Origin of the sequence: Enterococcus sp. DIV0236, from assembly GCF_050558525.1 — a bacterium.
Classification (GTDB): domain Bacteria; phylum Bacillota; class Bacilli; order Lactobacillales; family Enterococcaceae; genus Enterococcus; species Enterococcus faecalis.
This window is the reverse complement of the sequence record NZ_CP187891.1, coordinates 2,252,330-2,266,137: the sequence shown is the minus strand read 5'-3', so window position 1 is coordinate 2,266,137 and position 13,808 is coordinate 2,252,330. Positions and strand designations below refer to the sequence as shown.

General features: G+C 35.9%; 12 protein-coding genes and 1 tRNA gene. 10 read left to right on the top strand and 3 right to left on the bottom strand.

Annotated elements, in window-relative coordinates; all coding sequences use genetic code 11:
- Window positions 1-115: 115 nt before the first annotated feature.
- The 8 genes from IGK27_RS10855 (at window position 116) to IGK27_RS10820 (ending at window position 8,660) form a co-directional block, all read left to right on the top strand.
- Window positions 116-1,561: a L,D-transpeptidase family protein gene (locus tag IGK27_RS10855; RefSeq protein WP_010823942.1), complete on the top strand. Its 1,446-nt coding sequence runs from the start codon at window positions 116-118 to the stop codon at window positions 1,559-1,561.
- 164 nt (window positions 1,562-1,725) lie between these two features.
- The gene (locus IGK27_RS10850) at window positions 1,726-1,905 is read left to right on the top strand and encodes a 2-hydroxymuconate tautomerase (protein WP_002356318.1); all 180 of its coding nucleotides are present in this window, start codon (window positions 1,726-1,728) and stop codon (window positions 1,903-1,905) included.
- 396 nt (window positions 1,906-2,301) lie between these two features.
- Window positions 2,302-4,239 (top strand): threonine--tRNA ligase, encoded by a 1,938-nt coding sequence (gene thrS / locus IGK27_RS10845; protein WP_033626287.1) that lies wholly within the window; start codon window positions 2,302-2,304, stop codon window positions 4,237-4,239.
- Between the two features lie 164 nt (window positions 4,240-4,403).
- Window positions 4,404-6,539 carry a peptidoglycan D,D-transpeptidase FtsI family protein gene (locus IGK27_RS10840; RefSeq protein ID WP_002359399.1) on the top strand — a complete coding sequence of 712 codons (2,136 nt, stop codon included), beginning with the start codon at window positions 4,404-4,406 and terminating at the stop codon, window positions 6,537-6,539.
- A 125-nt stretch (window positions 6,540-6,664) separates the two neighbouring features.
- A complete protein-coding gene (gene rpmG, locus IGK27_RS10835; protein WP_002356321.1) occupies window positions 6,665-6,814 on the top strand; it encodes a 50S ribosomal protein L33 in 150 nt (49 codons plus the stop codon).
- Between the two features lie 95 nt (window positions 6,815-6,909).
- Window positions 6,910-6,999 (top strand) — tRNA-Ser (locus tag IGK27_RS10830).
- Window positions 7,000-7,088: 89 nt separating this feature from the next.
- Window positions 7,089-7,340, top strand: a complete 252-nt coding sequence (locus IGK27_RS10825) for a hypothetical protein (protein ID WP_002401667.1) — start codon at window positions 7,089-7,091, stop codon at window positions 7,338-7,340.
- A 255-nt stretch (window positions 7,341-7,595) separates the two neighbouring features.
- On the top strand, window positions 7,596-8,660 hold the full coding sequence (locus IGK27_RS10820) for an FUSC family protein (protein WP_002378657.1): 1,065 nt from the start codon (window positions 7,596-7,598) through the stop codon (window positions 8,658-8,660).
- Window positions 8,661-8,919: 259 nt separating this feature from the next.
- On the opposite strand, the gene IGK27_RS10815 is transcribed toward IGK27_RS10820, so the two are convergent.
- The 3 genes from IGK27_RS10815 to IGK27_RS10805 all read right to left on the bottom strand — a co-directional run bounded on the left by IGK27_RS10815 (window position 8,920) and on the right by IGK27_RS10805 (window position 12,236).
- On the bottom strand, window positions 8,920-9,651 hold the full coding sequence (locus IGK27_RS10815; protein ID WP_410497184.1) for a DUF4950 domain-containing protein: 732 nt from the start codon (window positions 9,649-9,651) through the stop codon (window positions 8,920-8,922).
- Window positions 9,652-10,004: 353 nt separating this feature from the next.
- Window positions 10,005-11,570, bottom strand: a complete 1,566-nt coding sequence (locus tag IGK27_RS10810) for a membrane protein (RefSeq protein WP_002401669.1) — start codon at window positions 11,568-11,570, stop codon at window positions 10,005-10,007.
- Between the two features lie 90 nt (window positions 11,571-11,660).
- Window positions 11,661-12,236 (bottom strand): DUF805 domain-containing protein, encoded by a 576-nt coding sequence (locus tag IGK27_RS10805; RefSeq protein WP_002378653.1) that lies wholly within the window; start codon window positions 12,234-12,236, stop codon window positions 11,661-11,663.
- Window positions 12,237-12,401: 165 nt separating this feature from the next.
- On the opposite strand from IGK27_RS10805, the gene IGK27_RS10800 reads away from it, so the two are divergent.
- Together IGK27_RS10800 and IGK27_RS10795 are read left to right on the top strand one after the other, a co-directional pair.
- Window positions 12,402-13,172 carry an alpha/beta fold hydrolase gene (locus IGK27_RS10800; protein ID WP_002356329.1) on the top strand — a complete coding sequence of 257 codons (771 nt, stop codon included), beginning with the start codon at window positions 12,402-12,404 and terminating at the stop codon, window positions 13,170-13,172.
- An 87-nt stretch (window positions 13,173-13,259) separates the two neighbouring features.
- Entirely contained in the window at window positions 13,260-13,802 is a 543-nt protein-coding gene (locus IGK27_RS10795) for a 5-formyltetrahydrofolate cyclo-ligase (protein WP_002394065.1), read from the top strand.
- Window positions 13,803-13,808 lie beyond the last annotated feature (6 nt).

Here is a 13,808-nt window from a genome sequence, read left to right as displayed (position 1 = left end):
GAAAAAATTAATCTGCGAGAGAAAGGGAACCTTTTTTGATTGTAGATCACCGCAGTTGTTTGTTGCCTAGTCTCTAAGAAATAAACCTAAAATTATTGATATAAAGGATGAACAAATGAAAAAAGAAGAAATGCAAATGCGTAATACACGTCGTCAAAAATCAGGAAAAAATAATAAAAAGAAAGTAATTATTACTTCTTTGGTTGGACTAGCTCTGGTTGCTGGGGGCAGCTATGTTTATTTTCAAAGTCACTTTTTACCAACCACAAAAGTAAATGGAGTTTCTGTAGGCTGGTTAAATGTAAATGCTGCAGAAGAAAAATTAGCGCAAGTTAATCAAACCGAAGAAGTTGTGGTTCAAACGGGGACAAAAGAAGAAAAAATTCAACTTCCTAAAAAATACCAATTGGATCAAAAATTTTTAAAAGACCATTTACACAGTAGCAAGGTGAAGCTACCGTTAAACGAGGCATTCAAAAAAGAACTAGAAGCTAAATTAGCGACTTTAAGTTTTCCAGAGGGGAAACCAAGCAAAAATGCGAGTATCCGTCGAGGCAATGGCATTTTTGAAATTGTTCCCGAAGAACAAGGCACAGTAGTGGACACACAGCGCTTAAACCAGCAGATTATTGCGGATGTTGAAGCGGGAAAAGGCAACTATCAATACAACGCCAAAGATTTTTATAAAGCCCCTGAAATTACAAAAGAGGATCAAACGTTAAAGGCAACATTGACAACGCTCAATAACAAGTTAAATAAAACAATTACAGTTGATATTAATGGTGAAAAAGTAGCCTTTGATAAAACACAAATTCAAAACGTGCTGAATGATGATGGTACAATCAACAAAGAAAAACTAACTACTTGGGTGACACAATTAGAAACAACATATGGTTCTGCTAATCAACCAGTTTTATTTACAGATGTTCACGGCACGACACGTCGTTTTAAAAACAACGGAAGTTATGGCTGGTCGATTGATGGGGCCAAAACGCAAGAACTACTAGTAAACGCGCTGAATAGCCAAGAACAAACGAATGCAATCACTGCTCCGTTGGTTGGTGATACCAAAGAAAATAGTAAAATTGCCAATAATTACATTGAAATTGATTTAAAAGATCAAAAAATGTATTGTTTCATTGATGGCAAAAAAATAGTCACCACGGATGTCATTACTGGCAGATATAACAAAGGAACCGCAACAGTACCAGGATTCCATACAATTTTATATCGGACAACCGATGTGAATTTAGAAGGTCAAATGCTTGATGGTTCTCGATACAGTGTGCCAGTAAAATATTGGATGCCGTTATTAAGTCAAGGGGGCGTTGTCACACAAATCGGGATTCATGACTCCGACCATAAATTGGATAAGTATGGCGATAAAGAAGCCTTTAAAACCGATGCTGGTAGTAATGGCTGTATCAATACGCCAGGAACAGAAGTTTCAAAAATCTTTGATGTATCCTATGACGGAATGCCGGTAATTATTTATGGACATATCTATGATGATGCACCAGGTGAATTTGATAAACCTGTAGATTACGGCGAAGAAGTATAAAAAGAGATATTAGGCAAGACCGTACTTTGGTCCAGCTGTGTATCTGAAAAGTAAAAATTGGAGACGTCAGCGTAACGACTGACGTCCCCAATTTTTTATTGACAAGCGTCATAACCCGCTCTATGATACAAACAGAACAAGCAATTTAAATTGGGGGAACGAAGATGCCATTTGTACATGTAGAATTAATTGAAGGCCGCACAGAAGAACAGTTAACTAATATGGTCAAAGATATTACAGAAGCTGTGTCAAAAAACGCTGGTGCACCAAAAGAGAATATCCATGTGATTGTCAATGAATTGAAAAAAGACCGCTATGCACAAGGCGGCGAATGGAAAAAATAAGTTTTCAGAGAATTTCTGTTGAATCACTTGCTTTTTCTGAAAATAAGTGGTTAAATAAGTGCATAAATGATTGATGAGAAAGACAACTGAACTTGCCCGCGATCTATTAGAGAGGAAAATCTTGGCTGAAAATTTTCCAGATTGGCACAAGGGATGACCACTTTCGAAACCTTTGTTGAAACAAAGGCGGTCGCACCGTTAACACGCTAGAGGAACACAGATTATTTGTGTTCAAAATTAGGTGGAACCACGATATTTTCGTCCTAGTATTCGTTAGAATACTAGGACTTTTTGTTTTTTAACAAGGGGAACAGGTGGCTGTTTCGTTTCATTGTGAAAAACAGGAACACAATGAAACGCTTCAAATCAAAAAAATTAAAAGGAGAGAATTTTATTATGTCTATTCACATTACTTTTCCAGATGGCGCTGTTAAACCGTTTGATTCTGGGGTTACAACATTTGATGTTGCTAAAAGTATTAGCAACAGTTTAGCCAAAAAAGCTTTAGCTGGTAAATTCAATGGTGTTTTAATCGATTTAGATCGTCCTATCGTAGAAGATGGTTCGCTTGAAATCGTGACACCTGATCATGAAGATGCTTTAGGAATTTTACGTCATTCATCAGCTCATTTAATGGCTAATGCCTTACGTCGTCTTTTCCCTAACATTAAATTTGGCGTAGGTCCTGCGATTGATTCTGGGTTCTACTATGATACAGATAATGGGGAATCCCCTGTGACAGCGGAAGATTTACCTGCAATTGAAGCCGAAATGATGAAAATTGTGAAGGAAAATAACCCAATCGTTCGTAAAGAAATCTCACGTACAGAAGCGTTAGAATTATTTGCTGATGATCCTTACAAAGTTGAATTAATTACAGATTTACCAGAAGATGAAATCATCACTGTCTATGATCAAGGCGATTTTGTTGATTTATGTCGTGGTGTTCACGTCCCTTCAACAGGACGGATTCAAGTCTTTAAACTACTTTCAGTAGCTGGTGCTTATTGGCGCGGAAACTCTGACAATCATATGATGCAACGGATTTACGGCACTGCCTTTTTCGATAAAAAAGATTTAAAAGAATTTATCAAAATGCGCGAGGAAGCCAAAGAACGTGACCACCGTAAATTAGGAAAAGAATTAGATTTATTTATGGTTTCACAAGAAGTTGGTTCAGGGTTACCTTTCTGGTTACCAAAAGGCGCAACCATTCGTCGTACAATTGAACGTTATATTGTGGACAAAGAAATTAGCTTAGGTTACCAACATGTGTATACACCAATTATGGCAGATGTGGAATTATACAAAACATCTGGTCACTGGGATCATTACCATGAAGATATGTTCCCACCAATGGATATGGGCGATGGCGAAATGCTAGTATTACGTCCAATGAACTGTCCACACCATATGATGGTTTATAAAAATGACATTCATAGTTACCGCGAATTGCCAATTCGAATCGCTGAATTAGGGATGATGCACCGCTATGAAAAATCTGGCGCATTATCAGGGTTACAACGCGTTCGTGAAATGACTTTAAACGATGGCCATACTTTTGTTCGTCCTGACCAAATTAAAGACGAATTTAAACGTACTTTGGAGTTAATGGTGGCAGTCTATGCTGACTTTAACATTACGGATTATCGTTTCCGCTTAAGCTATCGTGATCCAAATAATACAGACAAATATTTTGATGATGATGCGATGTGGGAAAAAGCGCAAGCGATGTTAAAAGCTGCCATGGATGAATTAGAATTAGATTACTTTGAAGCAGAAGGCGAAGCTGCCTTTTACGGTCCGAAGTTAGATGTTCAAGTAAAAACAGCTTTAGGAATGGAAGAAACATTATCAACCATCCAATTAGACTTCTTATTACCAGAACGTTTTGACTTAACTTATGTTGGCGAAGATGGTGAAAATACACATCGCCCAGTTGTTATCCACCGTGGTATTGTCTCAACAATGGAACGATTTGTGGCTTACTTAACAGAAGTTTACAAAGGCGCTTTCCCTACTTGGTTAGCACCAATTCAAGCAACTATTATCCCAGTTTCTGTAGAAGCGCATTCTGAGTATGCTTATGAAATCAAAGAACGTTTACAAGCACAAGGCTTACGTGTTGAAGTCGATGATCGTAACGAAAAAATGGGCTACAAAATTCGGGCCTCTCAAACACAAAAAGTACCTTATCAATTAGTGGTCGGGGACAAAGAAATGGAAGATGCAACGGTGAACGTCCGTCGTTATGGAAGCAAAGAAACGTCTGTCGAAGATTTATCAATTTTCATTGACAGCATGGCTGCTGAAGTTCACAATTACAGCCGTTAAAAAAAGGGAAAAAGTCAAAAGGACTTCTGAATTCAGAAGTCCTTTTGACTTTTTTCAAAAACAAAATAATTAAATATTTCCTTAGAGCTGGGAATAATCCTGATTTTTTGACTATTTTTTGTTACAATGAGAATGCGAAACTTTTTAGTGAAGGGACTAGAGGTATGAAGAAAAACTCATTTATAGATAAAATAAAAAAAACAGATGCCGCAGCAAAGAGTCAACGAGGTAGAAAGCCACATATTCCTTTTCGATTGAACTTATTATTTTTTGTGATATTCACTTTATTTGTTTCATTAATTGTCCGTTTAGGATATTTACAGATTGTAGAAGGAGAAGAGTTTAACAAAAAAATCACTGCCAATTCTTCACTACAAATCACGACACCATCCCCTCGAGGACAAATTTATGATTCACAAGGAAAAGTCTTGGTTTCTAACAAAGCCAATTTAGCAATCACTTACACACGAGGAAAAAATATTGAAGGAAAAGATATTTTACCGATTGCGAATAAAGTTAACGAACTTATTAACGTTCCAGTTGATCCAAACTTAACGGATCGTGACAAAAAAGATTATTGGTTAGCGAATCCTGAAAATTTAAAAGCAGCCCAAGCCCGTTTAACCGATCAAGATAAAGAAGATGAAAAAGGCAACAAAATTACGGACGAAGGCACATTATATGCCAAAGCAGTTGAAAAAGTCACCCCTGAAGAAATTGCGTTTGATGACCGAACCTTACAAGCAGTAACGATTTTTAAACGAATGAATGCAGCGTCACAAATGAACACGGTCTTCATCAAGAATGAAGGGGTAACAGAAGGTGAAATTGCGACAATTGGTGAACACACAGCGGAAATATCTGGTGTTTCAACAGGGACTGATTGGACGCGTGATTATTCTCAAAGTGGCGCATTACGTAGCCTGTTGGGCACCGTTTCAACTGAAAAACAAGGATTGCCAGCCGAAGAAGTCGATGAATATTTGAAAAAAGGCTATGCACGAAATGACCGTGTCGGGACTAGCTATTTAGAAAAACAATATGAAGACGTACTACAAGGTAAAAAAGCAAAATCAGAAGTCGTTTTAGACAATAACGGAAAGATTGTTTCACAAACCCCAATTTCCAAAGGGGAAAAAGGCTCCAACTTAAAATTAACGATTGATTCAAATTTCCAAAACAAAGTTGATGAAATTTTACAACGAAACTATTCACAAATAGTCAAAACCATTGGACCATACTCAGAAAATGCATATGTCGTTGCTATGAACCCTCAAACAGGTGCTATTTTAGCGATGTCCGGATTTCATCATGATTTAGCAACTGGAGAAGTCACACCTAATCCTTTAGCACCTATTTTGAATTCTGAAGTTCCTGGATCAGTTGTGAAAGCAGGTACTTTAACAGCTGGTTATGAAACAGGCGTCATTAAAGGCAATGACGTTTTAACAGATGAAGCTATTTTACTAGCAGGTAGTAATCCAAAAGCTTCTTGGTGGAATGCTTCTGGCGGAACAACCATGCAATTAACTGCGGAGCAAGCGTTAGAATATTCTTCGAATGCTTATATGATGAAATTAGTCTTTAAAATGATGGGTGTGAATTATTATCCCAATATGATTTTCCCTTATGAAGTAGGAGATGACACTGTCTTTAAAGAATTAAGAAAAGCTTTTGCAGAATATGGTATGGGAACGAAAACTGGAATTGATATACCAGGAGAAACAACAGGAATTCAAAACAAGGACTTTAAGGATTCGTCTTCTGCGCCACAAGGTGGTAATCTTCTTGACCTATCTTTTGGGCAATATGATACCTATAGCGCGTTACAATTAGCACAGTACGTTTCCACTGTCGCAAATAATGGTATCCGCGTGCAACCCCATGTGGTAGAAGGAATCTATGGCAATGATGAAAATGGAGCTTTAGGAAAAATTTTAAAAGAAATTGAACCAAAAGTTTTGAATAAGGTGAATATTTCTGAAGACCAGATAGGAATTCTTCAACAAGGTTTCTATAATGTAGTAAATGGAACTAGTCCTTTTACAACTGCACGTGGTTTAAAATCAGACAAGTTTTCGATTGCTGCTAAAACAGGGACCGCCGAAACGCAAGCAACAGATGCTAATGGAGTAAACCATACAACGGTTAATAGTAACTTGGTGGCTTATGCGCCGTACGAAAATCCTGAAATTGCAATTAGCGTTGTTTTACCACACTTAAATGATGAATCTTCCAAACCAAATCAAACGATTGCCAAAGAAGTTTTAGAAGCGTATATGGAAATGTACAAAAAATAAAATTTGTAAAGTAGAACTACTTTACAAATTTGCCCAAAAGGGTAGTCAAATGACAAAAAAAATGGTATGATATTCAAGTCTAAGAAATCTCTTGGAAAGATCAATTATTAGTAGGAGGGGAAAACATGCGCGTAAACATCACTTTAGAGTGTACTTCTTGTAAAGAACGTAACTACTTAACAAATAAAAATAAACGTAACAATCCTGATCGTTTAGAAAAACAAAAATATTGCCCACGTGAAAGAAAAGTTACTTTACACCGTGAAACTAAATAATTTAGTTAGATAGAGCCTAGAATCCTTGTTGTGTAAGGGTCTAGGCTTTTTATCTTTTGATTCATTACATGTTCATTTGTAGATGGAATGTAGAGGGAGGATTACCCAAGTTTGGCTGAAGGGGACGGTCTCGAAAACCGTTAGGCGAGTAACATCGTGCAAGGGTTCGAATCCCTTATCCTCCGTACTGAGAAGCAGTTGAGTTATTAGTTGCAAATAAAACGACAGAGACGTACACTTAAAGTAGAAAAATACTTAAGAAGAGGTGTCTATTATGTCAAACTATGAAGAAAAAGAAGCGCAAGCATTAGTAAAAATTGCTGACGTTTTGAACAAATTGGATGCAAGTTTAGAAGAGTTGGGCTCGCTAGATGAGGATACAAAAAAACATAGTATGAAGAGATGGATTGTTGAAAAAAAAGCCATTCATGAGATTAAAAAAATTGCACAAGAAGCTGGTAAGTATGACAAGTATGATGAAAAAGAATTAGAAAAAGAAATGGATCTGTTGGAAAAGTTTATGTAAAAAAGCGCTAGCTTTTGTTCAACAGTTATTTAAGTTTGAGTCTAGAATTAATCGTTTTGATTTTTTCTAGGCTTATTTTTTATGAAGTAAGCAAATCGTATCGGGAGAGGTATTGGAATAAGAAATAAAGCATGTATTGATTCAGAAAAAAAGTTGTAGTAAAATGTTCGTCACAACTACTTTTCTTATGATTTCATAGAAGGAAAAGTTGGAATAATGAATTGAGAAGAGTCGATTTTTAGGAGATGATTTTAGGTGACTTTTTATCAATTATTGCAGTTAGATCCATTTATTTTAAAACAAAAAATTCATCAAGCGGACACTAAAAAACAGCGGAGATATTTTTGGCGCGCCTTGTTAATAAGAGATATTTTATTAGTTTCGTTTGCGATTTTATGGGTGTCGACGATTACTTTTTTCTTTGGAAAAGCTGTAGCGCCTTTTTCAATTGTATTATTTTGTTTGCTGTTGAGTATCCGTTTCGTCTCATATGGCTACAGGGAAAAACAGGCCTTGCTTAGTTTAGGAATCGTGTTAACAATTCTAGGTGTTAGTCCACTAATTTCACTGATTTCTGTATCATTTTTACAATGGGGTCTTCATTTTATCTGCTTGCTGGCATTGTTTTTCTTAACTGGTAAAAACCCTAAAATGGGTAATCCTGGCTTGTATACGTTCTCCTACTTATATTTAGTTGGCACGGTTCACTATCAATCGTTTCAGCAATTAGAACAAACTTTCTTTGTATTAGTGTTTGCTTATCTACTTTTAGCTTTTGTTTATCATGTGAAACATAAAAAATTGGATCAAGAGATTACTTTTATACAGATGGTTACAGAAAATGGTTTTTTTAATCAAAGAAATATTTGGTTTGGTTATTACGCTTTAGGCATTAGCTTATTACTTTTTATAGGAACGCACCTTCAGATTGACCGCTTTATGTGGGCAACATTTGCTAGTTCGTCATTATTTTCTGGGTATAATACGTTTAAATTGTCTGAACGAGCCAAAGAACGAATAATAGGGGTCGTTATTGGTTCTCTAGTATCGGCTATCTTGTTATTTTATATACCAACGAACCTACTTGGTATTTTAGGAGGACTTTGTTTAGGCTTATGCACATCTTATAAAAGTAAAACGATTTTTAATTGTGTTGGTGCTATCATGGCAGCTTCTATGATATTTGGGCTAGAAACAAGTCTTTACTTAAGAATTTTGTTAAATATGTTGGGGCTAGCTTACGGTTTGCTTTATCATTTTGTCTTTGTAAAAACTATGTCCTATTGCAATCGCAAAGAGTGGCTGAAATTGTCTGAATAAAAGGAGCCTAACATTCTTTCTTGAAAGAATGTTAGGCTCCTTAGACATTTTTGTTTATATTTCATATTATCAAATTATATGCATGCTGTTAATCAATGCCCAACTGCTATATCAAATGTCGCAATTTTTGCTGAGCCAGTAGGTACAAGGTCTAGTTCCACTTCGTCAAACTGATTACCATCAACTGGTATCCCAAAGTAAATGGTAGATAGTCCAGTTCTACTTTTATAGACTATTATCTATTAGTATACCTAAATTTCTATTTAATTCGTAATGACTGACCAGGATAAAAAACAGAAGTTTCAATGCCTGGATTTAATGCTAATAATTCTTCTAAGGTTAAACCATTTCTTTCGGCTAACTGTCGCCCACCTTCACCACTTCGTACCGTATCGTATATAGGTTGGTCTGATTTAGAATTTTGTATTTGTTCACTAGAATCAGAGTTTTGTGGTGGTTGCTGTTCAGATTGTTCAAAAACTTGTTGAGTTTGATTATTTCTTTCAATTAATTGTTCCAACGTAATATTACCTAGATAAGTGTATATTTGTCCATTAACAGTTAAAGTACCATCATTATTTTTCGTTACTGTTCGGGGCGTATTATTCAAAAGAAACGTCATTGTTTGATTACCATTCTCATCCACAGAAAAACTTACATTTTGAAGAGGAACATTCGATTGAGTTATGCTAGTGAGTGTTCCGTCAGCATTTATAAAAAATAAGTTATCACTTTGAGGAATACCCCAACCGCCTATAAAATCAGCTAAGCTAACTTGTGGTAGCGGTTCTTTAGTAGTAGATGAAGAGGTAGATTGGTTTGTTTCAGATGAGACGTTTTGATAATTAGAGCTGGTTTCTTCCGTTTTATCTTTTTGAGTAGAAGAATCAATACTTTTCTTTGTGTAAGGTTTCAAAACTAGTTTTGTTTGGTTATCAGAATTGTTTGTCTTAGTAGGAGTGAAAAGTAGATTTTGCTTTTCTTTTTTTATCTTGTAAGCTACTTCTTTTCCTTCATTTTCCCAACGAATTTGATTGTTTTTTAGATGGTATTTGACTTTGTATTCTATTTTATTTGCAATTTGTTTACCTAATTCTTCGCCTGCTTTTTCCAACTCATTTTTTGCAGTTGATGTGTGTTCATCTGTATTGATTTTGAAAGTAGCGGTATCTTCGCTGAATGATACAATCATTACTACTTCATCAACGTTGGAGTTTACGGCCCACTCGTTTGCCATTAGCTCTTTTGTGGTCACTTTATTTCTGCAAGAAGTAAGGGTCAGTAAGGATAAAAAAACAATCAACCCCAGTAAACTTTTTTTCATTTTTAACTCAATCCTCTTTTCTATTTTACTGTTTTTTTGTATCTTCGAATCTCTCTCAACCCCAGCCAACCACTCGCTGATAACAAGTACCAAAACGGCATAAACTGGATTAGATAGCGAGAGCGGCCGCCTTCAAAGAGCAATAAATACAGAATAGCTCCAATGAAAGCTAATTTTAAAATCGCGTAGTTATTTTTTGAATCTTTTAGAGGGATACTGAACAATAGACCTAGTAATGTGAGTAAATAGAAAAAATGCATATAAATTCGTAGATAGTTACTTTTTTGATTTTGCGGATAATACAGTGACCGCAAGTGTTCTTGCCAACGATTTTTAGAAGGTGTTTCTGGAATTAAATCACCGCCATCCCAACCCCAGTCAAAATCACCATTGGCAGTATTATGACGATTTTTTTGAGCCAGAAAACGGAGATAACCGAAGAATCCTTTATTTTTTAAACGGTCTTGAATCATTTTTATGGTATAAGCTTTTTTGGCTTCTTGTGTAGGCAACTGATTTACTGCTTGTGTATCTGCATCATTGTAACCGCCAGTTCCAGTCAAACCCATCATTACAAAAAGTGTCCAAGGTTTGGCTTGTTCTTGATCGATTTCCGTAATCGTTTGTTTTTCCACAAAAAATTGAAAACTATAATATGCGCTGGCGAAACCAGTCAGTAAAAAGAGAGCAACCACGGTTAATTTTACGATAGACTGTTTGTTCCGATTTACTAAAAGAAGTTGCAGCACTTTGATACAACTAAATGCAATAAAAAAGATAATAGACGAAGGTTTCATTAAAAAACACCAAGCTAGGCCAATCCCAATAAACAGTAATAAACAATATTTTACGAAGGGAGGGGAAACTTGGTCAAAAAGGCTATATGCAAAAAAGACTAGGTTGATGAACAATAAGACGGCCGTATCTGTATAAGGCGTGAGTAACCATGGAGACAATCCGAAAGAAAGAAAAAATAAACTGTAAGCAACGAAGGCCGTTAATGGATTAAAGACACGCTTAGAGGCATGATAAAAGAGAAATAAACTGCTATTAATAAACAAGCAATTAACCACTTGCCAACTAAACCAAGTATTGCTCCAGCTCCCTGTTACATCAATGAAACGCAAAAATTTATTAAGGTAATACATCATGAAAAAGAAAAATTCGTTATTGGGGTTTAAAGAAAGTACGATTTTTGAATAATCCCTATTTTCAGTGGTAATACTATGAAAGTTGTCAAAAACATCCCAGCCAATCGGCACAGTAATCTGCGTCAGGAGTAAAAGTTGTAGTAAAAATAAACTGATCAAACTACCAATAATAACCACACGATCATGGGTTTTTATTAAGTGCCAGAGCGCTTGAATCTTAGTGTAAAGAAATTTTTTGTTTTTATAAATAATCAACAATAGAATAATTAATAGAGGAAGTAAAACAAGCAAGTGCTTAGGCTTTTCCCAAAGAATTTTTACCAGCGAATAGGGAGAGTTAATTGCGCCGTAAAAGACAAATAAAATAAAAAAAGTAAAAATATAATTTTCTAGATTCAGAATCCGTTTAAAAGTAGCCATATTTTCTCCTTCCATTTTTTTAGCTAGACTAGTTCTTATTTTATCATAAAGATTTTAAAATAAGAAAAAAGCCCTTCTTTTAAAAGAAAGGCTTAAAACTTTTCCTTACTTCACTTCTTTGTAACGGAAGAAGAAGCGTAAGACGCTATTTTGGCTAGTTGTTGTTAGTTTATCTGTCGGTAAGACTGTTAGTAAGAAGAAAAACAGACTAATCACAAGAGTGAAAAATAAGAAGACGGGACTGCCACCTGTTATCACAGTATCTGTTTGAACATCATATTTCAGTGTTGACATAACAGAGAAAACTTGTGTATAGCTACAGGCAATAGAAAGTAGATATAAAACAAGCACGCCCCAACCTGTCATCCCAGCATCACGATAACGACGTACACACATTGCCCACGTTGGTAATAATAAAGCTAACCATAAAACAAGTGCAAAAAGCATTAACGGTAATAAGTTTCCAAAATCATAGGTTTCAAAATATTCAGCTGCTAAAATTGCTGACACGGCTTTGCCGACAATGACAATATAAAAAATAAGTGCTAAAATGCTTAATACCAATGTCATCCACCAATAACCAGCACGTGTGGTCCGACCTTTAAAATCAACATATCCACGAAAATAATCTTTAAAAGCTTGTCCAAATGTTACTTTACCTTTTTCCTCAATTTTAACCATAAAAACACCCCTTTGTATTTAATAAAATGATTATAACGGAAAGTAATAAAATAGGAAAATGCGAATTCGCATATTTTGTGATTTTTTTGATAAATCATATAAAGAGCAGGTTTTATCAAAAAACGGTAAAATAAGAGAAGATATTTTATAATGGAGGAATCATGAATGAAAATCAGTATTAGACATCGCTACATAGCAAAAATTCCAGCATTAGAAGTGACAACAGAAGAGCAAAAAAACGAAGCATTACCTTTAATTGTTTACTATCATGGTTGGCAATCAGCTAAAGAATTATCTTTAACACAAGCAAGAAAATTAGCACACGAGGGGTTTCGGGTCATTTTACCAGATGCCATGAACCATGGAGAAAGAAAAACAGGACCTATTTCCACGATTCCTTCGATTACATTTTGGAGTAGCATTCAATATAATTTAATTGAATTTCCAGTAATTATCCATCATTTTCATAAATTAGGGTTGATTAAAGAAAATTGGATTGGCGTAGGTGGTGTATCCATGGGCGGTATTACTACTAGCGCTCTTATGACCCAACATCCTGAGATTCAAGCTGCTGCTTGCTTAATGGGAACACCCTATCCGGCGCGCTATATTCAGCGAGTGATTCAACGGGCGAAAGAATTTGCTATTTTTGTACCTAAAGACTTGCCACTGTTGCTAAGTTGGGTGCATCAATACGATTTATCACAAACGCCAGAAAGACTACAAGAACGACCGATGCTGTTTTGGCATGGAACGGAAGATGAAAAAATTCCCTATGAAGACATGGCTGATTTTGAACAATTAGTGTCTGGGAAAACGTATGCGAGAAATACGCAATTTATAACGGAAATCGGTGAGCGGCATTTAGTGAAAGGAGAAACAATGGATTTGGTTGTTGACTTTTTTAAAGAAGCGTCAAAAACGTTAGAAAAATAACGGGATTTTTCAAAGAGAAAAGGGGAATCAGCTTGTTTTTTAAGAACACTTTCTATAAACTTAACAGAAAAGGGGTTGAAGGTGTACATGGAGAAAAACAAGTTGAGAAAAGTGGGCTTAACTGCCCTGGAATGGCTAAAACAACATCCAGAAATTAAACAACATAAAGAATCAAGTCTCTATGAACAGTTGTTTGCTAGTCAGCAATGGCAACAAGCACAAACAATCGGAATGATTCGGTCGTTACCGCTAGAATTATCAACACAGCCAATTTTCGAACGGGCCATGCAAGAGGGCAAGCAAGTGGCGGTGCCGCGAACATTTAAAGGAGGCAAAATGCACTTTTATCAAGTCTTTCCAGAGACGGTTTATGATACCAGTGCATTTGGCGTGGAAGAACCTCCGTTAACAGCGGCAGAAATAACAGCTACAGCGATTGATTTATTGATTGTGCCAGGGATTGTTTTCAATCGTGCTGGCTATCGAATAGGCTTCGGCGGTGGTTTTTATGATCGTTATTTGGAACATTTTTCGGGCCATTCATGTAGTTTAGTTTTTAGTGAACAACTCCATGAGCAATGGCAACCAGAAGCGTTTGATCAGCCAATCGAACAATTATTTATACAATAGGAGGAA

Coding starts and splice junctions, on each gene's coding strand:
- IGK27_RS10850 (WP_002356318.1), top strand. CDS start 1,726: ATGCCATTTGTACATGTAGAATTAATTGAAGGCCGCACAGAAGAACAG.
- IGK27_RS10825 (WP_002401667.1), top strand. CDS start 7,089: ATGTCAAACTATGAAGAAAAAGAAGCGCAAGCATTAGTAAAAATTGCT.
- IGK27_RS10805 (WP_002378653.1), bottom strand. CDS start 12,236: ATGGTTAAAATTGAGGAAAAAGGTAAAGTAACATTTGGACAAGCTTTT.
- rpmG (WP_002356321.1), top strand. CDS start 6,665: ATGCGCGTAAACATCACTTTAGAGTGTACTTCTTGTAAAGAACGTAAC.
- IGK27_RS10800 (WP_002356329.1), top strand. CDS start 12,402: ATGAAAATCAGTATTAGACATCGCTACATAGCAAAAATTCCAGCATTA.
- IGK27_RS10795 (WP_002394065.1), top strand. CDS start 13,260: ATGGAGAAAAACAAGTTGAGAAAAGTGGGCTTAACTGCCCTGGAATGG.
- IGK27_RS10855 (WP_010823942.1), top strand. CDS start 116: ATGAAAAAAGAAGAAATGCAAATGCGTAATACACGTCGTCAAAAATCA.
- IGK27_RS10810 (WP_002401669.1), bottom strand. CDS start 11,570: ATGGAAGGAGAAAATATGGCTACTTTTAAACGGATTCTGAATCTAGAA.
- IGK27_RS10840 (WP_002359399.1), top strand. CDS start 4,404: ATGAAGAAAAACTCATTTATAGATAAAATAAAAAAAACAGATGCCGCA.
- thrS (WP_033626287.1), top strand. CDS start 2,302: ATGTCTATTCACATTACTTTTCCAGATGGCGCTGTTAAACCGTTTGAT.